At 69.1% G+C, this 21,780-nt stretch carries 21 protein-coding genes; 11 read left to right on the top strand and 10 right to left on the bottom strand.

The window, feature by feature from the left end; genetic code table 11:
- Positions 1–8: 8 nt before the first annotated feature.
- A complete protein-coding gene (locus tag ACSQ3Y_RS08800; protein WP_436177015.1) occupies positions 9–956 on the bottom strand; it encodes an SDR family oxidoreductase in 948 nt (315 codons plus the stop codon).
- A gap of 43 nt (positions 957–999) precedes the next feature.
- Here ACSQ3Y_RS08800 and ACSQ3Y_RS08795 point away from each other — a divergent pair, with 43 nt between their 5' ends.
- A complete protein-coding gene (locus ACSQ3Y_RS08795; RefSeq protein ID WP_436177014.1) occupies positions 1,000–2,061 on the top strand; it encodes a CDP-6-deoxy-delta-3,4-glucoseen reductase in 1,062 nt (353 codons plus the stop codon).
- A 91-nt stretch (positions 2,062–2,152) separates the two neighbouring features.
- Positions 2,153–3,136: a Bug family tripartite tricarboxylate transporter substrate binding protein gene (locus ACSQ3Y_RS08790; RefSeq protein ID WP_436177013.1), complete on the top strand. Its 984-nt coding sequence runs from the start codon at positions 2,153–2,155 to the stop codon at positions 3,134–3,136.
- Between the two features lie 43 nt (positions 3,137–3,179).
- Here ACSQ3Y_RS08790 and ACSQ3Y_RS08785 read toward each other — a convergent pair whose 3' ends face one another.
- A complete protein-coding gene (locus ACSQ3Y_RS08785) occupies positions 3,180–4,493 on the bottom strand; it encodes an aspartate aminotransferase family protein (protein ID WP_436177012.1) in 1,314 nt (437 codons plus the stop codon).
- Between the two features lie 116 nt (positions 4,494–4,609).
- On the opposite strand from ACSQ3Y_RS08785, the gene ACSQ3Y_RS08780 reads away from it, so the two are divergent.
- Positions 4,610–5,338 (top strand): TetR/AcrR family transcriptional regulator, encoded by a 729-nt coding sequence (locus ACSQ3Y_RS08780; protein ID WP_436177011.1) that lies wholly within the window; start codon positions 4,610–4,612, stop codon positions 5,336–5,338.
- Here ACSQ3Y_RS08780 and folK read toward each other — a convergent pair.
- Genes folK through hda form a run of 4 tightly spaced genes read right to left on the bottom strand, consistent with a single transcriptional unit; the run spans position 5,335 to position 8,942 of the window.
- Complete coding sequence (folK, locus tag ACSQ3Y_RS08775; RefSeq protein ID WP_428002196.1) at positions 5,335–5,835, bottom strand: 2-amino-4-hydroxy-6-hydroxymethyldihydropteridine diphosphokinase; 501 nt, start codon at positions 5,833–5,835, stop codon at positions 5,335–5,337. The two genes, ACSQ3Y_RS08780 and folK, sit on opposite strands and share 4 nt — an antisense overlap.
- 14 nt (positions 5,836–5,849) lie before the next feature.
- On the bottom strand, positions 5,850–7,502 hold the full coding sequence (gene pcnB, locus ACSQ3Y_RS08770; RefSeq protein ID WP_057203479.1) for a polynucleotide adenylyltransferase PcnB: 1,653 nt from the start codon (positions 7,500–7,502) through the stop codon (positions 5,850–5,852).
- Positions 7,499–8,203, bottom strand: coding sequence for an HAD family hydrolase (locus ACSQ3Y_RS08765; RefSeq protein WP_436177010.1), 705 nt, complete (start codon positions 8,201–8,203; stop codon positions 7,499–7,501). Before ACSQ3Y_RS08765 ends, pcnB begins: the two co-directional genes overlap by 4 nt.
- Before the next feature lie 40 nt (positions 8,204–8,243).
- Entirely contained in the window at positions 8,244–8,942 is a 699-nt protein-coding gene (gene hda, locus ACSQ3Y_RS08760; RefSeq protein ID WP_428002197.1) for a DnaA regulatory inactivator Hda, read from the bottom strand.
- A gap of 476 nt (positions 8,943–9,418) precedes the next feature.
- On the opposite strand from hda, the gene purM reads away from it, so the two are divergent.
- On the top strand, positions 9,419–10,462 hold the full coding sequence (purM, locus tag ACSQ3Y_RS08755) for a phosphoribosylformylglycinamidine cyclo-ligase (protein WP_057203476.1): 1,044 nt from the start codon (positions 9,419–9,421) through the stop codon (positions 10,460–10,462).
- A gap of 14 nt (positions 10,463–10,476) precedes the next feature.
- On the top strand, positions 10,477–11,622 hold the full coding sequence (locus tag ACSQ3Y_RS08750; protein ID WP_436177009.1) for an AI-2E family transporter: 1,146 nt from the start codon (positions 10,477–10,479) through the stop codon (positions 11,620–11,622).
- A 19-nt stretch (positions 11,623–11,641) separates the two neighbouring features.
- On the opposite strand, the gene ACSQ3Y_RS08745 is transcribed toward ACSQ3Y_RS08750, so the two are convergent.
- Positions 11,642–12,748 carry an extracellular catalytic domain type 1 short-chain-length polyhydroxyalkanoate depolymerase gene (locus tag ACSQ3Y_RS08745; protein WP_428002198.1) on the bottom strand — a complete coding sequence of 369 codons (1,107 nt, stop codon included), beginning with the start codon at positions 12,746–12,748 and terminating at the stop codon, positions 11,642–11,644.
- A 297-nt stretch (positions 12,749–13,045) separates the two neighbouring features.
- Here ACSQ3Y_RS08745 and ACSQ3Y_RS08740 point away from each other — a divergent pair, with 297 nt between their 5' ends.
- Genes ACSQ3Y_RS08740 through ACSQ3Y_RS08725 form a run of 4 tightly spaced genes read left to right on the top strand, consistent with a single transcriptional unit; the run spans position 13,046 to position 16,041 of the window.
- Positions 13,046–13,612: a cysteine hydrolase family protein gene (locus ACSQ3Y_RS08740; RefSeq protein ID WP_436177008.1), complete on the top strand. Its 567-nt coding sequence runs from the start codon at positions 13,046–13,048 to the stop codon at positions 13,610–13,612.
- A gap of 14 nt (positions 13,613–13,626) precedes the next feature.
- Positions 13,627–14,403, top strand: coding sequence for a carbon-nitrogen hydrolase family protein (locus ACSQ3Y_RS08735; protein WP_436177007.1), 777 nt, complete (start codon positions 13,627–13,629; stop codon positions 14,401–14,403).
- 22 nt (positions 14,404–14,425) lie between these two features.
- Positions 14,426–15,055 carry a DJ-1/PfpI family protein gene (locus ACSQ3Y_RS08730; protein ID WP_436177006.1) on the top strand — a complete coding sequence of 210 codons (630 nt, stop codon included), beginning with the start codon at positions 14,426–14,428 and terminating at the stop codon, positions 15,053–15,055.
- Positions 15,037–16,041, top strand: coding sequence for a GlxA family transcriptional regulator (locus ACSQ3Y_RS08725; RefSeq protein WP_057264733.1), 1,005 nt, complete (start codon positions 15,037–15,039; stop codon positions 16,039–16,041). The genes ACSQ3Y_RS08730 and ACSQ3Y_RS08725 overlap by 19 nt, the downstream gene beginning before the upstream one ends.
- A gap of 51 nt (positions 16,042–16,092) precedes the next feature.
- Here ACSQ3Y_RS08725 and ppk2 read toward each other — a convergent pair whose 3' ends face one another.
- On the bottom strand, positions 16,093–17,007 hold the full coding sequence (ppk2, locus tag ACSQ3Y_RS08720; protein WP_057203504.1) for a polyphosphate kinase 2: 915 nt from the start codon (positions 17,005–17,007) through the stop codon (positions 16,093–16,095).
- Positions 17,008–17,149: 142 nt separating this feature from the next.
- Here ppk2 and ACSQ3Y_RS08715 point away from each other — a divergent pair, with 142 nt between their 5' ends.
- Both ACSQ3Y_RS08715 and ACSQ3Y_RS08710 read left to right on the top strand, forming a co-directional pair.
- Entirely contained in the window at positions 17,150–18,232 is a 1,083-nt protein-coding gene (locus ACSQ3Y_RS08715) for a transporter (RefSeq protein WP_436177005.1), read from the top strand.
- Between the two features lie 65 nt (positions 18,233–18,297).
- Positions 18,298–19,134, top strand: a complete 837-nt coding sequence (locus ACSQ3Y_RS08710; RefSeq protein WP_436177004.1) for a plasmid replication/partition related protein — start codon at positions 18,298–18,300, stop codon at positions 19,132–19,134.
- A gap of 36 nt (positions 19,135–19,170) precedes the next feature.
- On the opposite strand, the gene ACSQ3Y_RS08705 is transcribed toward ACSQ3Y_RS08710, so the two are convergent.
- Both ACSQ3Y_RS08705 and murJ read right to left on the bottom strand, forming a co-directional pair.
- Positions 19,171–20,022 carry a SirB1 family protein gene (locus ACSQ3Y_RS08705; protein WP_436177003.1) on the bottom strand — a complete coding sequence of 284 codons (852 nt, stop codon included), beginning with the start codon at positions 20,020–20,022 and terminating at the stop codon, positions 19,171–19,173.
- A gap of 89 nt (positions 20,023–20,111) precedes the next feature.
- Complete coding sequence (murJ, locus tag ACSQ3Y_RS08700) at positions 20,112–21,677, bottom strand: murein biosynthesis integral membrane protein MurJ (RefSeq protein WP_057203503.1); 1,566 nt, start codon at positions 21,675–21,677, stop codon at positions 20,112–20,114.
- Positions 21,678–21,780: the final 103 nt, after the last annotated feature.

Below are 21,780 nucleotides of genomic sequence, written 5' to 3'. Positions count from 1 at the left end.
CTGTTTTTCTAAGTGCGCAGACCCTCGGCCACGCTGGGGTAGCGCAGCCGCAGGCCCAACTCCTGCAGCATGCGCCGGTTGTCCAGCCGGCGCGACTCGCTCATGAAGCTCAGCAGCACCACGGGCAGTTCGGTCTGCGCCGTGCTGCGCGGCAGGCGTGGCGGGCGTGGCAGGCCATAGAGGTCGGCCGCCAGGTCGAAATAGTCGCCCATCTTCAGGTGGCTTTCGTCGCTGACGTTGTAGATGCGCTGCGGGCGCCCCTTCCACAGGGCGCGCAGGCAGGCGCGGGCCAGGTCGTCGGCGTGGATGTGGTTGGTGTACACGTCGTCCTCGGCCACCAGCACCGGCGTGCCCTTGCGCAGCCGCGCCTCGGGCGTGCCGCCTGCGCGGTCGGGGGCGTAGATGCCGGGGATGCGCAATATGCTGGCCCGCACGCCCGCACGGCCCAGGTGGCGCACGGCGCGCTCGGCACTCACACGGCGCTGCGCGCGCGGGGTGGCGGGCGCCAGGGCCCGGGTCTCTGGCACCAGGGCGCCCTGGCAGTCGCCATACACCCCGCTGGTGGAGGCGTACACCAGGGAGGCCGGCTGGCTGCGCAGGCGCAGCGCGCGCGCCAGCGCCACGGTGCGCGGGTCGCGCCACCAGCTACCGCTGCCAGCGCCTTCACCAGGGGGCGGCGCAAGGTGCATCACCCGGGTCGCCACACCCGACAGGCGCCGCAGGGTGGCCGCGTTGTCCAGGTTGCCCAAAAGCGGGGTGATGCCCCGTGCACGCAGGCCCTGCACGCGGTCAGGGCTGGAGGTGAGCGCCAGCACGCGCACGCGCGGGGCCGCGGCACCGGGCGCCTGCAGCTGGCGCACCACGCGCTGGCCCACGTCGCCACAGCCAACGATCAACAGGCGCTCACGGCGAAAGCGCGCCGGCAGGGCGCCAAGGGGGCTTTGGTTTGAGGGCAAAATCGGGTCCGCGAAGAAGACAAGTTCCAAGGATACCCACAACATGACCAGCGCCGAGGCGGCCCCCGCGTCCAGTTTCCAGATTTCCGTGCAGCCCAGCGGCCGCGCCTTTGCCGCACAGGGCGATGAATCCATCCTGTCCGCCGCCATCCGCAGCGGCGTGGGCCTGCCCTATGGTTGCAAGGACGGTGCCTGCGGCTCCTGCAAGTGCAAGAAGCTCAGCGGCGCGGTGTTCCACGCCAACCACCAGTCCAAGGCGCTCACGGCCGACGAGGAGGCCGCCGGCTTCGTGCTGACCTGCTGCGCCACGCCCCTGTCCGACGTGGTGCTCGAATCGCGCCAGGTCACGGACGAGAGCGCCTACCCGGTCAAGAAGATGCCGGTGCGCGTGTCCACCCTCACGAAGAAGTCGCACGACGTGATGCAGCTGCGCCTGCAGCTGCCTGCGGCCGACACCTTCCGCTACCACGCGGGGCAGTACATCGAGTTCATCCTGCGCGACGGCGCGCGCCGCGCCTACTCCATGGCCAATGCCCCCCACACCCAGGGCGATGCGCCGGGGGTGGAGTTGCACATCCGCCACATGGCGGGCGGGCGCTTCACCGACCACGTGTTCGGCGCCATGAAGGAAAAGGAGATCCTGCGCGTGGAAGGGCCGTTCGGCAGCTTCTTCCTGCGCGAGGACTCGGACAAGCCCATCGTGCTGCTGGCCTCGGGCACGGGTTTTGCGCCCACCAAGGCGCTGATCGAGCACCTGCAGTTCAAGGGCAGCACACGCCCTACCGTGCTCTACTGGGGCGGGCGCCGCCCCGGGGACCTGTACATGGCCGACTGGGTGCAGGAGCGCGTGGCCGAGATGCCCAACCTGCGCTACGTGCCCGTGGTCTCCGATGCCCAACCCGAGGATGGCTGGAGCGGCCGCACAGGCTTCGTGCACCAGGCGGTGATGGACGATTTTGCCGACCTCTCGGGCCACCAGGTGTATGCCTGCGGCGCCCCCATCGTGGTCGAGTCGGCACGCGACGCCTACAGTGCCCAGCGTGGCCTGCCGCCCGAAGAGTTCTTTGCGGACGCCTTCACCTCCGAGGCCGACAAGCACGGTTGAGGTGGAGACAACACCCCGGGCGATGGGGGTATTTCCCGATGGCTGGCCCTTTTTTTTGTAGTGGCCGCTCCATTTTTTGCACAATGGCACCATGAACCGCAGAAACCTCACCACCCTTCTCGCCAGCGCTGCCGTCATGGCCGCTGCCCTTCCACACGCCGCGATGGCCCAGGACTCGGGCCAGCCGATCCGCCTGATCGTGCCCTACGCGCCGGGCGGCCCCATCGACGTGACGGCGCGCGCGCTGGCCGAGCGGGTGCGCGACTCGCTGGGTACCGTGATCATCGACAACAAGGGCGGCGCGGGCGGCAATATCGGTGCCGACGCGATCGCCAAGGCGGCGCCGGACGGCCTGACCATCGGCATCTCGGCCACCGCCACGCACGCCGTGAACCCCTGGCTGTACAGCCGCATGCCCTATGACGCGGCCAAGGATTTTGCGGCCATCACGCAGATGGTGCGCGTGCCCAATGTGCTGGTGATCAATGCCGCAAAGGCCGAGCAGCTCAAGATCCGCAACCTGGCCGACCTGATCGCCTACGCCAAGGCCAACCCGGCCAAGCTCAACTACGGCAGCGGCGGCAACGGCAGCGCCGGCCATCTGGCGGGCGAGACGTTCAAGCAGCGCGCCGGCATCTTCGCGCTGCACATTCCCTACCGCGGCGCCAACCCTGCGCAACTGGCCCTGCTGGCCGGCGAGGTGGATTTCAACATCGACAATCTGGCGGCTGCGGCCCCCAACATCCGTGCCGGCAAGCTCAAGGCCCTGGCCGTGACCTCGCTGGCCGCCAGCCCCAACCTGCCCGGCGTGCCGCCGCTGTCGGACACCTTCAAGGGCTTTTCCATTGACACCTGGTGGGGCCTGGTGGCCCCCGCAGCGACGCCCAAGCCGGTGATCGACAAGCTCAACAAGGCCTTCGTCGCGGCGCTGAATGCGCCCGAGACCAAGACCCGCTTCGGCCTGCTGCTGGCCGAGCCCGTGGCCACCACGCCAGCGCAATTCGAGGCCTTCATGGCCAGCGAGCGCGCCAAGTACCAGCAGGTGGTGAAGGCATCTGGGGCGAAGGTCGACTGACCGCCTCACCGCCCCTTTCTTCAGCGCCCCACGGGGCGCTTTTTCATGCCCGGGCCGGCAGCACGTTGCGCTGCCTTGCCACCACGGCCTCCAGCGCGGCCACCATGGCATCGCACTCGGCATCGCCCACGGGCAGCGACAGGGCGATCAGCCCGCGCCGGGCCATGAACACCCCTTCTTCCAGCAGGCCGAAGAACACCAGGTCCTTCGCGCGACCGTCGGTGCCCTGCAGGTCGGCGGGTGAGTGCACGGGCGCGGCCGTGGCGTGCAGCGTCATCAGCGAGCCGGTGCCGGTGAAGGCCATGTCCACGCCATGGCGCTCCAGCACGGCGTTGAAACGCGCGCGCAGCTGCTCGCCGCGCTGGTTGAGTGCCTGCACCACTTCGGCGGTCAGCACCTGCGCGAGGCCCGCATGGCCGGCGGCCATGGTGAGCACGTTGTTGTTGAAGGTGCCGGCGTGTGCCAGCGCATCGGGGCGGCGCGGGTCGAAGCGTTCCATCACGTCGCGGCGCCCGCCGAACACCCCGAACGACATGCCCCCGCCGAGGTACTTGCCCGCCGTGGTGAGGTCCGGCCGGATGGACAACAGCCCCTGCCGCCCGCCGAAGGACAGGCGCGAGGTCATGACCTCGTCGAACACCAGCAGCGCGCCGCAATCGTCGGCCAGATCACGCAGCGCCTGCAGGAAGGCCGGCTCGCCAGGAATGCAGCCTCCGGCACCGAGCATGGGCTCGACCAGGATGGCGGCGATGTCTGCCCCGTGCGCGGCAACCAGCGCGCGCACGCTGTCGGCATCGTTGTAGCGCGCCAGCACGAAATCGTGCGGCACGTTCATCGGCGAGCCCCCGCCTGCGAAGGTGAGCACGCCGCCGTGGTAGGCCCCATCGAACACGACCACCTTGCTGCGCCCCGTGTGGGCCTGGGCGGCGGCCAGGGCCAGCAAGTTGGCCTCGGTGCCCGAATTGGCAAAGCGCATCAGCTCCATGGAGGGAAAGCGCCGCTGTATCTCGTGCGCCAGCAGGCCCTCGCGTGCCGTGTGGGACGAGAGGTTGATGCCGCCGGCCAGCGCCTCCTGGATGGCGCCCATGATCACAGGGTGGGAGTGGCCATAGAGCCCCGCCGTGAACTCGCCCAGCGCATCGATGTATTCATGCCCGTCGGCATCCCACACCCTGCAGCCAGCGCCGCGCGCCATGCTGAGCGGAAAGGGGCCGTGGAACAGCACGCTGCGGGTGTTGCCGCCGGGCAGCGCCGTTTCCGCTTCGACCAGCAGGGCGGCGCTGCGTGGGTTGCGTGCGCGGTAGTTCTCCACGGCCTGGAAAAGGGCGTGGTCCACGGGGGACTGGGTAGCGTTCATACGATCTCCTGTACGGTGTACAAGAAATTATGAATGCCGGAGGGTGATCTGGCAAGCGGCAGCGTTCGGCGCTGCCGGATGCCCGACAATCCGGCAACTGTCTCCGCCCTTTCCCGATGCCCCGCGCCCGCTCCAAAGTCCCCGTTATCCCTGATGCCGCAGCCGGCACACCCCTGTCGCGTGAGAGCGTGCTGGCAGCCGCCCTGGCGCTGATCGACCAGCAGGGGGTGGAGGGTTTCAGCGTGCGCGACCTGGCCCGCTCGCTGGGCGTGTACCCCACGGCGCTGTACTGGCATGTGCCGGGTGGGCGCAACGCGCTGATCGCCGGCGCGGTGACGGCCGCCGTGGGCGCGCTGGAACCACCCGACGCGGCAGGCGACTGGCAGACCGAACTGCGCGCCCTGTTCGCGCGCTATCGGGGGGCCGTGCACAGGCACCCGCGCATCGCCCCGGTGCTGGGTGCGCAGCTGGTCTCCAACGCCAGCCTGGACCCGCTGCTGCTGGACCGCATCCTGGCACTGCTGGAATCGGCCGGGTTCGCGGACCAGGGCCTGTTCGATGCCTACAACGTGGTGATTGCCGCCATGGTCAGCTTCGTGACCCTGGAACTGGCGCCGCAGCCCGATGACGACCCCGACGGCTGGGCCGCAGGCCACCAGGCGCGGCTGGCGCAGATCGATGGCGATGCCTGCCCCACCCTGGCGCGCCACCTGCCACAGATGGCCAACCGCGCCTTCGTGGTGCGCTGGAGCAGCGGCAGTACGCACCCGCTGGATGCGGGCTTCGATGCCTGGACGGAGGTGGTGGTGCAGGGGCTGGCCGCGCGGCTGCCCCGCAATACTTAGCTACCAGAGCCTGCCACTGGCCAGAGCAAGGTTTCAGTGCGCTCAATGCGCTGACTGGCCACGCCCGCCAACTGGCCTGGGGTGACACGCGCAGGCGCCAGCTCGGACAAGGGCAGCAGCACGAAGGCCCGTTCCCCCATGCGCGGATGCGGCACGGTGAGATCGGGGGTGGTGATGGCCTCGTCACCATAGAGCAGGATGTCGAGGTCCAGCGTGCGCGGCGCATTGCGGTACAGGCGTTCGCGGCCCGCTGCCAGTTCGATGGCCTGCAGGGCCTGCAGCAGGGCCTTGGGGGTCAGCTCCGTGGCCAGCTCGGCCACGGCGTTCAGGTAGTCGGGGCCATCGGCATCCACCGGCGCGCTGCGGTACAGCGAGGAGACCTGGCGCACCTCGGTCTGCGGCAGGGCCGCCAGGGAGGCCAGCGCCTGCTGCAGGGCGGCGCCCCGATCACCGAGGTTGGCGCCCAGGCCAATGAAGACCGCTGTGGTGGCGCCCATGCCGGCGGCCTGGCTCACTGTGCCGCAGGCGCGGCAGAGCCTTCACCGCCACCACCGCCCGTGGGCTTGCGGCGACGGCGGCGGCGCTTCTTGGGGGCGCTGCCATCGGGTGGCACGGCATCGCCGCCGTGGTCGGGTGCGAAGTCGTCTGCATCGTCCTGCCCACCGTCGGCAGCGGCAGCACGGGGCGCACGCGGCTTGGGTTGCGGGGCCGCCGGGGCCTGGCCCTCGCCGTCCGGCGATGCCTTGGGCACGCGGCGCGCCGTGGGCTGGCTCACGCGCTGGCGCGCCTTCTGTTCTTCGCGGGCCTGGTCCATCAGGTCCTCGCGGCGGTCGTCGTCGGCGGCCTGGAAGTCTTGCCACCATTCGGCCAGGGCCTCGCTGATCTCGCCCACGTCGGCACGCAGGCGCAGGAAGTCGAAGCCGGCGCGAAAGCGCGGCTGCATGACCATGCCGAAGGGCGTGCTGCCCACGCGCTTTTCAAAGCGCGGCTGCATGACCCAGATCTCGCGCATGTCGGCCGCCAGCTTGCCGCGGCCAGACACGTCGCCGATGCGCTTGTCGAACACCTCGTCGATGGCCTCCTGCAGCGCCGGCAGCGCGTGCTGGCGCTGGTTGGTCATGCGCTCGTTCCAGCCGTTGCGCACGTCTTCCCACAGCACGCAGGCGAGCAGGAAGCTCGGCGCCACGGGCTTGCCCTCGCCCACGCGGCGGTCGGTGTCGGCCAGCGCGGCGCTCACGAAGGGGGTCTCGGCGCGTTCCACCGCCACATCCAGCAGTGGGTAGATGCCCTTGGACATGCCGAGCTTCTTGAGCTGGGCGATGGTGGCGATGGCATGGCCGGTCTGCAAGAGCTTGAGCATCTCGTCGAACATGCGGCTTTGCGGCACGTCGGCGAGCAGCGTCTGCGACTGCACCAGGGGCGCGGCCGTCTTGGCCTCGATGGTGAAGCCCAGGGCGCTGAGCTTGGCGGCAAAGCGCACGGCGCGGATGATGCGCACCGGGTCTTCGCGGTAGCGCGTGGCGGGGTCGCCAATCATGCGCAACGTCTTCTTCTTGGCGTCCTGGATGCCCTTGTGGTAGTCCACCACGATCTGGCTGACCGGGTCGTAGTACATGGCGTTGACGGTGAAGTCGCGGCGCGTGGCATCCTCGTCCTGCGGGCCCCAGACGTTGTCGCGCAGCACGCGTCCGCTGGCGTCCACGGCATGCTGCATGCCCGACAGCTGCTGCTTGCTGGTCTTTTCGTTGCCCGCGACCTGGCCGGCGGCGGCGTTGTCCAGGTAGGCGCGGAAGGTGGACACCTCGATCACCTCGTGCTCGCGGCCGCGGCCATGCACCACGTGCACGATGCGAAAGCGCTTGCCGATGATGAAGGCCCGGCGGAACAGCCCCTTGACCTGCTCGGGCGTGGCATTGGTGGCCACGTCGAAGTCCTTGGGGCGCAGGCCCAGCAGCAGGTCGCGCACGGCGCCACCGACGATGTAGGCCTCGTAGCCGGCCTGCTTGAGCGTGGCCACAACCTCGGCCGCCCGGCGGTCCACCAGCTCGGGGTTGATGCCGTGCACGGTGGCGGGCACCTCTTCGCGCTTGCCGAAATGCGGCTTGCCGCCCGAGGTGCCAGGCGTCGATTTGCCCAGCAGTTTGTCGATGAACTTCTTGATCATGGGTGTGCAGTAAACAGGTCCAGTATGCGCCAGCCGCGCTCCTGGGCCAGCGCCCGCAGGCGCGGGTCGGGGTTGGTGGCGACCGGGTGGTCGACCTTTTCGAGCAGGGGCACGTCGTTCATAGAGTCGCTGTAGAACGTGCTCTCGACATCACCCCAGGTGAGCTGGCGCTGGGCCAGCCATTGTTCCATGCGCGTCACCTTGCCTTCGCGCATGGTGGGCACGCCGTCGATCTCGCCGGTGTACCAGCCAGCCGCATCGCGCACCAGTTGCACGGCCAGCAACTCGCCCACCCCCAGCGCCTTGGCAATCGGGGTGGTCACGAACTCGTTGGTGGCGGTGACGATCAGCACCTCGTCCCCCGCGTCCAGGTGCTTCTGCACCAAGGCCAGGGCCTGGGGTTGTATCGCCGGGGTGATGACCTCTCGCATGAACCGTTCATGGGCGGCGGCCGCAGCATCGGGCCCGCGCAAACGCACGGCCTCGGTGGCAAAGCGCACGTAATCGTGCACGTCGAGTGTACCTGCCTGGTAGTGGGCATAGAACTCGCCATTGCGGCGCGCGAACTCGACGGGGTCGTTCCAGCCGATGCGGATGGTGAATTCACCCCATTCGTAGTCGGAGTCGAGCGGCAGCAGCGTGTGGTCCAGGTCGAACAGGGCAAGCCGGGGACGGGCGGCCAGGGAATCAGGGGAGGTCATTCGGTCAGGCACCGGAGCGCCGGCAGGTGGATGCGCTGGCTCATTCGGACTCGAGCATCGTCTTGAGCAGCGGAATGGTGATGGCGCGCTGGGTGCGCAGGGCAAAGGCGTCGAGCTGGTCGAGCAGTTGCATCAGGCTGCCCAGGTCGCGCGAGAAACGGTTGAGCATGTAGTCCATGACTTCATCGCCCAGGAACACGCCGCGCGCGTCGGCCTCCTGGCGCAGCACGGCGCGCCGCTCGGGCTCGCCCAGCAGTTGCAGCTGGAACACATGGCCCCAGCCCAGGCGGCTGCGCAGGTCGTCACGCAGCGGCAGGTCGGCCGGCGGCAGGCTGCCGGCGGCCAGCACCCAGCGCTGGCTACCGCTGGCCGGGCTGATGGCGTTGACGAACCAGTTGAAGGCCGTCGCCTGCTGGGCCGTGCTGTACAGGTGCACGTCGTCCATGAGCACGGCGGACCAGTTCTCCTCGAACTCGGGCGGCTCGGCCACGGCGGGGTCGAGCCAGCCGACGCTGTCGCCCTGGTCGCGCAGCGCCTGGCGCACGGCCTTGAGCAGGTGCGATTTGCCGCTGCCGGATTCGCCCCACAGGTAGGTGGGCACCGGCGAACGGGTGGCCTGGCTGCTGCCGACCCCGGCCGCCAGGCGCAGGTGTTGCAAAGAGGCCTCATTCGGGCCAGGGAAGAAGCGGGAAAGCGTTGGCCCCGTGGCCAGGCCGATGTCGAGCGCCAGTTGCTTCATGCGCGGCACCCAGGCAGCAGGGGCCGGCCCGTGGCGGTGGGCGCGAAAGCGGCGGGCAGGGAGAAGATCAGCAGCGGCATCACAGGTGGCATTGAAAGATGTCTGGCCGTAGGTGACTGCGGCGGAACGCGGCAAAAGTGGCGGCACAGGGGCCGTTGCATTGCACCGGGACGCCTCTTGCGAAAGATCCCGGCAGCGACAATATGGCCGATTTTAGTCTCCTGCTGGCGCCATGATGCAAGCACACCACGCTGCTCGCCTGGGGCCTGGTGGTGCTGATCGCCGCCAACGCGCTGGCTGCCCTGCGTTACCAGGGCATCGCCGCCTGGCGGGGCCCCTGCGGCGTGGCGGGCAAACCTGTCGCGCCGCCCTCCAAAGCCCCCGTTTCGACAGGGCTGAGAGCCAGCGGAGGAGCATGCCCCTTAAAATCCCTGGATTCCAGCCCGCCGTGCGGGCCTACCAGCACCACACCATCCATGAGCTCCTCCGCCACCCCCACCCCCCTTTCCTACAAAGACGCCGGCGTTGACATCGACGCGGGCGACGCGCTGGTCGAACGCATCAAGCCCCTGGCCAAGAAAACCATGCGTGAAGGCGTGCTGGCCGGCATCGGCGGCTTTGGCGCGCTGTTCGAGGTGCCCAAGCGCTACAAGGAGCCCGTGCTGGTCTCCGGCACCGATGGCGTGGGCACCAAGCTCAAGCTGGCCTTCGAGTGGAACATGCACGATACCGTGGGCATCGACCTAGTGGCCATGAGCGTCAACGACGTGCTGGTGCAAGGCGCAGAACCCCTGTTCTTCCTCGACTATTTCGCCTGCGGCAAGCTCGATGTGGACACGGCTGCGGCCGTGGTGGGCGGCATTGCCCGCGGCTGCGAGCTGAGCGGCTGCGCGCTGATCGGCGGCGAAACGGCTGAAATGCCCGGCATGTACCCCACAGGCGAATACGACCTGGCCGGCTTTGCCGTGGGCGCGGTCGAAAAATCCAAGATCCTCACCGGCAAGGACGTGCAGCCCGGCGACGTGGTGCTGGGCCTGGCCAGCCACGGCGTGCATTCCAACGGTTTCAGCCTGGTGCGCAAGTGCATCGAGCGCGCCGGCGCCGACACCCCCGCCACGCTGGACGGCAAGCCCTTCAAGCAGGCCATCATGGAACCCACGCGCCTGTACGTGAAGAACGTGCTGGCTGCGCTGGCCGCCCACCCCATCAAGGCGCTGGCCCACATCACCGGCGGCGGTCTGCTGGAGAACATCCCGCGCGTGCTGCCTGAAGGCACGGCCGCCCACCTCACCAAGGGCAGCTGGCCCCAGACGGAGCTGTTCGCCTGGCTGCAGAAGACGGCTGGCATCGACGACATCGAGATGAACCGCACCTTCAACAACGGCATCGGCATGGTGGTGGTGGTGGATGCCGCCAACGCCGCCGCCACGGCCGCCACGCTGGCGGCTGCGGGCGAAAAGGTCTATACCATTGGCGCCATTGCGCCACGCGTTGACGGCGCCGCCGTGGTCGTCGCCTGAGGCGGCCACGCGCGATGGCGCAGCCACCACGGGAACCGCCTGAAGCGGGTACGGGCATTGTGCCTGCCCGCCCCCCCGGCACACCTGCCGTGCCCGCCACAGGGGCCGCCATCGGCGGCCCTGCCCCTTTTGCAACGCTGCCGCGCGGCGTGGCACTGGCCAGCTACCTGCTGATGGCCGGTGCGCTGCTGCTGGTGATGTGGCGCAACCTGCTGCCCGGCCTGCTGTGCGTGTGCCTGGGCTTCCTGGCCACGCGGGCGCTTGCGCAGTGGCTGGCGCGGCTGGCCCGGCGCCGCAGCGCATCGCCCTCCAGCGTGCTGCCGCGCCTGGCCGAGCTGGCTGCGGCCGCCGTGGTCATGCTCTCGCCGCTGGTGCTGCTGGCGATAGGGGTCACGCACTCGCGCGGCTACCTGGTCGAGGCGCCGCAGCAATACCGCGAACTGCTCGACTACATGGCGCGCACGGTGCTGGAGCTGCGGCTGAAGCTGCCGACCGACATGGCCAGCCACCTGCCCGAAGGCGCGGCCGAGATCCAGCGCATCATCGCAAGCTACCTGGGTGCCAAGGCCGGCGCGCTGGCCATGGCCGGGCGTGCCTGGCTGGCAGGGCTGCTGTTCGCCTACGTAGGCCTGCTGATCGGCTCGCTCGCGGCGGTGCGGCCGCCGGCACCGCCGCGCGGGCCCCTGGCCGCTGCCCTGCAGCAGCGCATCACGCTGCTGGGCGAGGCCTTCCGCCAGATCGTGGCCGCACAGTTCTGGATCGCGAGCTTCAACACCCTGCTCACGGCCCTGTTCCTGCTGTTCATCCTGCCGCTGTGGGGGCTGGAGCTGCCCTACACCCCCGTGCTGATCACGCTGACCTTCGTGGCCGGGCTGGTGCCCATCGTGGGCAACCTGCTGTGCAACGCGGTGATCACCATCGTCGGCCTGTCGGTATCGCCCATGGCCGCTGCAGCCTGCCTGGGCTTCCTGATCCTTATCCACAAGGCCGAGTACGTGATCAACGCCAAGGTCGTGGGCCGGCGCACACACATGGGCGTGTGGGAGCTGCTGAGCGTGATGTTCGTGGCCGAGGCCGTGTTCGGCCCGGCCGGGCTGGTGGCGGCCCCGCTGTTCTACGCCTACCTGAAGAAGGAACTGGTCGCCGCGCGGCTGGTCTGAGCCAGCCGGCGCGGCCCGGTCATTTGCGCGCGAACTGCTTTTCCACGAAGGTCCACACCAGCGTGGATGCGTCCGGCCCTTGCGGGTCGCTGTAGGGCAGGCTGGGGGTACCGCCGCTCCAGGCATGGCCCAGGCCCACGATTTCGCGCAGCGCCACCACCGAGCGGGCGCGTGCCCGGTATTCAGTCACCCGCGTCGCATGGCGCTTGCCGCGCTGCAGCATGCGCGCCGTGCCGGCCCGCGCACCCAGCGCCTCGGCCCACAGCGTGGCCGTGGCCACCGCATTGCGCACGGACACCACGCCGTCGGCATCGCCGTGCAGGATCAGCAGAGGGGGCAGCGGTGGCAGTGGCGTGCCGTCGATGCGCAGGCCCGGCACCAGGGCACTGGCGCCTGGCGGCTCGGGCAGGTGCGCCTCGCGCTTGCCATGCATGGCGGCCATGGCCGTGGCGGCCGATTCGGCCGTGCCCGGCGCCACGCCGGAATGCATGGCCACGGCGCAAAAGCGCTCCGGGTAGGTGGCGCCCAGCAAGGCCGCCATGCTGGCACCTGCCGACAGGCCTGCCACCGCCACGCGATTGAGGTCCACCGGATGCCGGCGCGCCACCTGGTCCACGGCCGCCAGCAGGGTGGCGGCTTCGGCAGCGGCCTTGCCATTGCGTCGCTCGAACCAGTTCCAGCAGCCATGGGCGTTGGCCATGCGCTCCTGCTCTGGGTAGAGCACCAGAAAGCGCTTGCGCGCCGCCAGCCGGTTCATGCGCGAACTGGCGGCCAGGTCACGCCCGGTCTGCCCGCAACCATGCAGCATGACCAGCAGCGGCAGTGTCTCGCCCTTCTTGAGCGCGAGTGCGGGCGGAATGTACAGATGAAAGCGCCGCGCTCCCGCCGGCCCCGGCGCAATGCCTGCCAGCCACTCGCCACTGACGGGCTGCGGCTTGCGCGGGCGCGGCGCCACAGAGCGGATGGGCTGCGGCCTGGCCGCTTTCTGGGCCAGCTTGGGCACGGCCCGCAGCGCCGTCACCGCCTGCGCACGCATGGGTTTGGCCGCCTTTTCAAAGGCCTTGAGGTTGCGCTGGTAGGCGCGAGTGAGCGCTGACAGCGAGAAGAGACGGGAACGGCGGGCCATGGGCAGAAGATGTGCTGGTGCTATCCATATATAGGGAAAACCCTATACACCATAGCAGCTTATGGCTTCATGCGCCTGACGCTATGCAATCAATAGCAGCAAACCCCTGCCAGGAAGCGTTGGATACAGGCCGCGTTCAAAAACCAAGGGTATTGGGCGCGCCAAGATTTCCACACCCGCCGACCAGACCGAGAATCGTGGCAGAAATTGATCGATAGATGTCCAGGGCTGGCGGGACTTCGCCGCTCTACAAAGGGAAGATTGCGCCATTCCAAACCAAACTTGAAGGCCCCGAGCATGAAAACCTGTCTGATTGTGATTGATGTGCAGGAATCCTTCCGCCAGCGCCCCTACTTCACGGCCAACGACCTGCCCGCCTACCTGGCGGCGCAGAACGCGATGATCGAAGGCTGCGTGGCACAGGGCGTACCGGTGGTGCGCATCTTCCACAGCGAAGGCCCGGCCGATGCCAGCAACGCCTTCGCCGTCGAATCCGGCCATGTGCGGGCACTCGATGGCCTGGCCGCCTTCGACGCCGCCGCCACCTTCACCAAGTCGCGCCACAGTGCACTGGTGGGCACGGGCCTGGATGTCTGGCTTACCCGCCACGGCATCCAGCGCCTGATCGTGAGCGGCATCCGCACCGAGCAATGCTGCGAAACCACCACGCGCCACGCCTCGGATTTGGGCTGGGAGGTGGACTTCGTGGCCGACGCCACCCTGACCTGGGACATGGTGCAGCCCGATGGCCGCACGCTGCCCGCCCCCGACATCAAGGCCCGCACCGCCACCGTGCTGGCAGGCCGTTTTGCCACGCTGCGCACCGTAGACGAAGCCCTGGCCGCCGCCGCAGCGGCAGGCTGAGCCGGGAGACCGCCATGCGCGCCACCGTCTGCGAACTGCCCTACCAGCCAGCGCTGCTGGAACCGGCGTGGGAATCCCTGGCAGCCCATGTGCGCGCCGAACGCTCGGAGCTGGTGTTGCTACCCGAATTCGCCTTCGTGGAGCCCGTGTGGGAATCCGCGCCTTTCGATCCACAGCGCTGGGCCGCAGCCGAGGCACTGAGCGATGCCTGGACGGCGCGGCTGCACGAACTGGGCGCCACCTGGGTAGTGGGCGCCCGCCCGGTCACCGTGGACGGGCGCCACTACAACGAGGGCTTTGCCTGGTCAGCCCAGGGCGGCTACCAGCCGCTGCGGCGCAAGTTTCACCTGCCCGATGAGCCTGGGGGCTGGGAGGCCACCTGGTTCGAGCGCGGCGACGCCGAGTTTGCGCGCTTCTCCGCCGGCCCCCTGGCGTTCGGCCTGAGCATCTGCACCGAGCTCTGGGCGCTGGACACCTACGCAGGCTATGCCGCCCTGGGCCTGGAGGCCATCCTGTCGCCGCGCGCCACGGCAGCGGTGACCACCGCCAAGTGGCTGGCCATGGGCACCGTGGCGGCGGTGCGAACCGGCGCCTACAGCCTCTCGTCGAACCGGGTCGATACGGGCGCAGGCACCTACGGCGGCGCTGGCTGGGCGATCAGCCCCGATGGCGCCCTGCTCGCGCAGACCAGCAAGAACCGCCCCTTCTGCACGGTGGACGTGAACCCGGCGATGGCCGCCGGCGCCCGCAGCACCTACCCGCGCTATGTGTTCGCCCGGCCGGCCCCTTGACCTTTTGACCTTTGTTCACTCCATGACCACTGTTTCCGCCTCCCCACGCCCCTTGCAGGTTGCCATCCTGGTATTCGACGACGTCGAGGCCCTGGACCTGGGCGGCCCCTATGAAGTCTTCACCACCGCCTGCCGCATGCAGCAGCGCCTGCAACCCGGCGCGCCCACACCCTTTGCCGTGCAGTGCGTGGCGCGCAGCCTGCAGCCAGTGCAGGCGCGGGCCGGCCTGCGCGTGCTGCCCGATGCCGACTTCGCCAGCGCAGCGGCGCCGGACGTGCTGATCGTGCCCGGCGGCGTGGTCGATGCCGCAGCCGCCTGCGCCGAGACACGCGCCTGGGTGGCGCGGGCCGCCGCAGGTGCGCAGATCACGGCCTCGGTCTGCACGGGCGCCTTCATCCTGGCGGCGGCCGGCGTGCTGACCGAGGGGCCGGCCACCACGCACTGGGAGGACATCGCCGACCTGCGCGCGCAGTTCCCGGCGCTCGATGTGCTGGAGAATGTGCGCTGGGTCGACTGCGGCGCGCTGGTCACGTCGGCCGGCATCAGCGCCGGCATCGACATGAGCCTGCATTTGGTCACGCGCCTGGCCGGCTCCGCCCTCTCCGAGCGCACCGCCCGCCAGATGGACACGCCATGGAACCCGAACCGCTGACACCGCACGCTCCCATCCACGTCTACTTCGCCCTGCTGCCCGGCAGCCTGGTGCTGGACTGGGCCGGACCGGCCGAGGCGCTGCGCATCGCCAACCAGTTGCTGCGCGCCCAGGGCCAACCCGAGCGCTTCGTGCAGCACTTCACCAGCCCCACGCCCGAGGCGGTGACCTCGGTGGGCGCCATGCTGACCGGGCTGGAGCCCTTGCCCGCCACCCTGCCCCAGCCGGCCTGGGTGGTGCTGGTGGGCCTGCCGGGCAAGGCCATCGCGGTGGACAACAGCGAGGCGCGCGACCTGCTGCACTGGCTGCGCGGCATGCGCCTGGCTGCGGGCCGGCTGGAGCTGGTTACCATCTGCGCGGGGGCGGTGCTGGCAGCCCACGCCGGGCTGCTGACCGGCCGGCGTGCCACCACGCACCACCAGCACCTGGGCGAGCTGGCCCTGGCGGACCCGCACTGCGACGTGGTGTCCAACCGGGTCTTCGTGCACGACGGCGCGCTGCACAGCAGCGCCGGGGTGACCACCGGCATCGACCTGGTGCTGTACCGCATTGCCGACACCTGCGGCCCGGCGATTGCCGCCCAGGTGGCCCAGACCATGGTGGTGGCCTTGCGCCGCGGCCCGCAGGACCCGGAGTTCTCGCCCTTTCTGCACCACCGCAACCACCTGCACGGCCCCCTGCACCGCGTGCAGGACGCCGTAGGCCAGCAACCCCAGGCCCCCTGGAACGTGACCGCCATGGCCGAGGTGGCGCACACCTCGCCACGGCACCTGAACCGGCTTTTTTTGGAGCATGCGGGCATCGCGCCGCTGCAGTACCTGCGCCGCATCCGCCTGGCCGCCGCCGAGGCGGCGCTGCAGTCGGGCCACAACGTGACGCAGGCGGCAGCGCTCGCGGGGTTCAGCTCGGATACGCAGCTGCGCCGCGCTTGGCACCAGTTCGGCCGGCCCGGCACCCCGGCAAGGGACGCGGTGGCCCGCCACTGACTGCGGGCCTGGCACCAATAAGAGCTGGGCTACACCCAGCCCGGCACGGCCTCAATAGACTTCGGGTACGTACATGCCTGCAGGCACCGGCTGGCGCAGGTACTCGGGGTTGCGCACGCGGTCGGGCAGCACCACGGGCGGGTGCGGCACGTCCTGGTAGGGCAGTTGCGACAGCAGGTGCGCGATGCAGTTCAGGCGCGCCTTCTTCTTGTCCACAGCCTGCACCACCCACCACGGGGCTTCGGGGATGTGGGTGCGCTCGAGCATGGTTTCCTTGGCCTTGGTATAGGCCTCCCAGCGCACGCGGCTTTCCAGGTCCATGGGACTCAACTTCCACTGCTTGAGCGGGTCGTGGATGCGGCCCAGAAAGCGCAGGTGCTGCTCTTCGTCGGTGATGGAGAACCAGTATTTGACGAGCGTGATGCCCGAGCGCACCAGCATCTTCTCGAAATCGGGCACGGTACGGAAGAACTCCTCGTACTCGTCGTCCGAGCAAAAGCCCATGACGCGCTCGACACCGGCGCGGTTGTACCAGCTGCGGTCGAACAGCACCATTTCGCCGGCGGCGGGCAGGTGCGCCACATAGCGCTGGAAATACCACTGCGTGCGTTCGCGGTCGTTGGGTGCGGGCAGCGCCGCCACGCGGGCCACGCGCGGGTTCAGGCGCTGGGTGATGCGCTTGATGACGCCGCCCTTGCCGGCCGCATCGCGCCCCTCGAACAGGATCACCACCTTCTGGCGGCTGTGCTGCACCCAGTCCTGCAGCTTGACCAGCTCGCCCTGCAGGCGGAACAGCTCCTTGAAATACTGCTGGCGTGCATGCCTGTCGGTCGGGACGAGGTCGCCGGCATCGTCCACGTTGCGATCCTCGATCTCCAGCTCCAGCTCTTCGTCGTAGCTGTCGATCAGGTCGTTGGCGATGCGCTGCATCAGGTCCTGGGCATCGATGGGTGCGTTTTGGAACATGGCTTCGAAGGAGCAGATAGGGTTTCCCATGATGCGCCCTTCCGGTGACAAATGCATGACACCCACATGAAGTGTCACATCGCTGTCATGTCGTAACGGCAGCATTCCCGACCATGCCTTTGTTGTTGCGCCGCCCTTGCCCATGAACACACCTGCCGCCGGCACTGCCGGCCAGAACTACGGGGGAGATGCGGCAGGCCTGATCTGCGGCTACCGCATGGACGCCACCGGCGGCCCGGCACAGGCCATCGACTCGGTGGAGGCCGCGCAATGGCTGCAGTTGCTTGCCGATGCCCAGGCACTGGAAGGCCACACAACCGCCGATCCGGCCGAGGAGGCAGAGCCCCAGCCCTTCGTCTGGCTGCACTTCAACCTGAGCCACACCCAGGCGGTGCGCTGGATGGAGCGCCATGCCGGGCTGCCCGACGCTTTTTTCGAGGCGCTCAAGGACGGCTCGCACTCCACCCGCATCGAGCGCGACGACGACACGCTGATCGCGGTGCTCAACGACGCGCATTTCGACTTCGCCTTCGAGCCCTTCGACATCGCCACGCTGTGGATCAGCGTGGCGCCGCAGTTGGTGGTGACGGCCCGCGCCCACCCCCTGCGCTCGGTGGACGCGCTGCGCACAGCGGTGCGCGACGGGCAATCGCCGCGCTCCAGCGTGGCCCTGCTGGAGCAGCTCATGCGCACCCAGGCCGGGGGGCTGGTGGACATCGTGCGCGGGGTCACGCAGCGCATCGACCGCATCGAGGACGAGCTGCTCGCCGGCCGGCTGGACCACAAGCGCGCGCGCCTGGGTGTGCTGCGCCGGCTGCTGGTGCGGCTGCAGCGCCTGCTGGCGCCCGAGCCAGCGGCCCTGTTCCGCCTGCTGCAGAACCCACCGGCCTGGATGGGCGCCGAGGACGCGCAGGAGCTGCGCGACTCGACCGAAGAATTTTCGGTGGTGCTGCGCGACATGCAGGGCCTGCAGGAGCGCATCAAGCTGCTGCAGGAAGAGGTGGCGGCCAACGTGCAGGAGGCCAACAGCCGCAGCCTGTTCGTGCTGACCGTGGTGACGGTGCTGGCCCTGCCCATCAACATCATGACCGGCCTCTTGGGCATGAACGTGGGCGGCGTGCCGCTGGCGGACAGCCCGCACGGCTTCTGGATCATCGTGGGCATCCTCGTGGTATTCACCGCCGTGGCGGCCTGGATCGCCCTGCGGGGCACCCGGGACCGGTAGGAGGCACCACTGGGCGGGCCATTACAATCCCGCCCCTTGCCTCGCTCCCCGGATTCCGCGCCACCATGAACATCGTCGTCAACGAAGAACTCAAAGCCTACATCGATCCCCTGACCCGCGACGAACACGACGCCCTGGAACGCAGCCTGCTGGCCGAGGGCTGCCGCGATGCCCTGGTGCTGTGGGGCGACGTGCTGGTGGACGGCCACAACCGCTACGGCATCTGCCAGAAGCACGGCCTGCCCTTCCAGACGGTGCAGAACACGCACTTCCAGAGCATGGAAGACGTGCACCTGTGGATGATCGACCAGCACCTGGGCCGGCGCAGCGTCTCGGACTTCCAGCGCGGCGTGCTGGCCCTGCGCAAGCGCGAGATCGTGGCCGCACGCCGCAGCCGTGCGGCCGCCATCCCGCCCGAGCCGGTGGACGAGGCCGACCTGCCCTGGTCGTCCGACGGCCCGGTGGCCGCGCCACCGCCGCCGGCACCCGAACCGGACGTGCCTTCCGAAACCCTGAGCAGCCGCGAGGCCATTGCCAAGGCGGCCCGCCTGAGCAGCAGCCAGGTGGTGGCCATCGAAAAGATCCAGAAGCAGGCGGCGCCCGAGCTGGTGGCGGCTGTCAAGTCCGGCACCATCTCGCTGAACACCGCCGCCGCTGTGGCCACCCTGCCGGCCGAAGAGCAGGTGGCCGCCGCCAAAGGCGGCAAGGACGAGCTCAAGCAGGCCGCCAAGCGCGTGCGCGATGCCAAGCAGCGCAAGCCGCGCGAAGAGAAGGAAGAAGCGGCGCCCGAGAGCGAGGCATCCGATGCAGGCGGCGAACTGCAGGCGCTGCGCCTGCGCGTGGCCGAGCTGACCGCCGAGAACGAAGCACTGCGCGCAGAACTGGCCCGGCTGCAGGGCTGATTGGCGCCCAGGAAAGCGCGAATGCGCTTTCGCAGCCTACTCGTTGGCGCTGCGCAGGGCGCTCAGCCGGTCGGCCACATGGTCCAGGTCCAGGCCGTCGTCCGCATGGTGGAGGTAGGTCTCCAGGTCGGAAATGGCCTCGGTCAGGTTGCCCCGCTCGGCGTGCGCGAGCCCGCGATCGCGCCACTCGCCCCAGGCCTGGGGCTGCAGCACGATCAGGCGGTCCTGCACCGCGATCAGCCGCTGCCAGTCCTGCTGGGTGCGGTGCACCTCCTTGAGGTTGCGCAGCATGCGCGCGATGATGTCGCGCGGCGTGGCCGCCTGCAGGTACAGGCCCAGGGGCACGTCGTAGTCGTCCACCAGGCCGTTGCGGCGCTTGTAGGGCTCCAGCCGCTCACCCAGCTCTTCGCGGCTCAGAGACTGGCCGGAGATCGGGTCCAGCACCACCTGCCCCTTGGGCAGCAGCACCTTGACCATGAAATGCCCCGGGAAGGCGATGCCGCGCGCATGCAGGCCCAGGCCCTGGGCCAGCTCCATCCACAGCACGGCCAGGCTGATGGGAATGCCCCGGCGCGTGCGCAGCACGGCATTGAGGTAGCTGTTCTCGGGGTCGTAGTAGTTGTTGATGTTGCCGGCAAACCCCATGTCGGCAAAGAAGAACTGGTTGAGCGTGCGCAGGCGCTGCAGCGCGGGCGCATCGGCCGGCAGGCGGCGCTTGATGCGCGCCAGCAGCTGGTCCACGTCGCCCAGCAACAATTGGACGTCGAATTCGGGGTACTCGTCCTGCGCCAGGCTGGCGGCGGCCTCCAGCAAGGGGAAGTGGTCGTCGCTTTGCACCAGCGACGCAAAGTATTCCAGCGAGGTGGGAATGGTCAGGCTCAGTGGCATGGCAAGGTTGTACGGTTCTGCCCCCGCCGCGTCAAGCGGCAAAAGTCACGCGGTACAGGGTTATTTCGCGGGGCCACAGGTCTGCCGGTTCAGCGGCGCAGCATCTTGCGCAGCTTGAGGCCCGCCGCCCACAGCGCGCCGAAATACAGCGCGGCCGATGCCGCCATCAGCGCCGCCAGCAGGCCGATGCGCTGCCATTTGGCGGCGCGCAGGCCCAGCCAGTCGAAATGGTACGACGACCACACCAGCAGGGTGGCCAGCAAGGCACTTGCAGCCACCACCTGCAGGATGAAACGGCCCCAGCCCGGCAGCGGCTGGTAGCTGCCGCGCCGCAGCAAACCGATGAGCAGCCACAGCGCATTGATGAGGGCCCCCAGGCCGATGGACAGGGCCAGGCCCGCATGGGCGATCCAAGGCACCAGCGCCACATTGAGCAACTGCGTGATGACCAGCACCGAGATGGCGATCTTCACGGGCGTGCGCACGTCCTGGCTGGCGTAGTAGCCCGGCGCCAGCACTTTGATGGCCACCAAGCCCAAGAGGCCCGCGCCGTAGCCCGACAGGGCCATGGCGATCTGGCCCACATCGCTGTCGGCCAGCTTGCCGTAGTGGAACAGCGTGGCCACCAGCGGCTTGGAAAAGGTGAGCAGGGCCACAGCGCAGGGCACGGCCAGCAGCACCACGATGCGCAGGCCCCAGTCGAGCATGGCGGAATACTTGTCCGAATCGCCCGCAGCCTTGGCCGCCGTGAGCTGCGGGGTGAGCACCACGCCCAGGGCCACGCCCAGCAGCGCTGTGGGGAACTCCATCAACCGGTCGGCATAGAACAGCCAGGTGACGCTGCCCGGCTTCAGGTAGGACGCTATCTGGGTGTTGATCATCAGCGAGATCTGCGCCACGCCCACGCCCAGCAGGATGGGCCCCATGAGCGACAGCACCTTGCGCACGCCCGGGTCGGCCCATGCCATGCGGATGGCGCGCCAGGTCACGCCGATGCGCGGCAACAGGCCCATGCGTGCCAGCACCGGGATCTGCACCGCCAACTGCAGCACGCCGCCCAGCAGCACCCCGCCGGCCATGGAGTAGATGGGCTCGATGCCGCGCGCCTCCAGCTGGGGCGCGCCAAGCAGGGCCGCGCCGATCATGGACAGGTTGAGCAGCACCGGCGACGCTGCGGGCACGGTGAAGTGCTTCCAGGTATTCAGAACGCCGGCCGACAGCGCGACCAGGGACATGAAGCCGATGTAGGGGAACATCCAGCGCGTCATGAGCACTGCGGCGTCGTAGGCCTCGGGGCTCTGGCGCATGCCGCTGGCCAGGGCCCAGACCAGCACCGGCGCCCCCGCCACGCCAAGCAAGCAGGTCAGCAGCAGCACCCAAGTGAGGGCCGTGGCCACGTTGGCGATGAGCACGCGCGTGGCGTCTTCCCCCTGCTGCGCCTTGCTGGTGGCCAGCACCGGGATGAAGGCCTGGCTGAACGCCCCCTCGGCAAAGAAGCGGCGAAACAGGTTGGGGATGCGGAAGGCGACGTTGAAGGCGTCCGTCAGGGCATTGGCCCCGAAGAAGGAGGCCATCAGAAGATCGCGCGCCAGGCCCGTCACGCGGGAGGCCAGGGTCAGCAGGGAGACAGTGGAAGCAGCTTTGAGCAATGACACCGCCGGGAGTGTATGCGTTGGCGGGTGGAGGGCGGCGGCGGCCACCGCCGGAGGGTTGGGCAAAAGGGGGGCCAAGAGAGTCTCCGCGTGGAATGGACGAGGC

It is taken from the genome of Acidovorax sp. LjRoot66 (genome assembly GCF_964253305.1).
GTDB lineage: Bacteria > Pseudomonadota > Gammaproteobacteria > Burkholderiales > Burkholderiaceae_C > Acidovorax.
The sequence above is the reverse complement of the archived record's forward strand: the minus strand, read 5'-3'. Positions and strand labels throughout refer to the sequence as shown.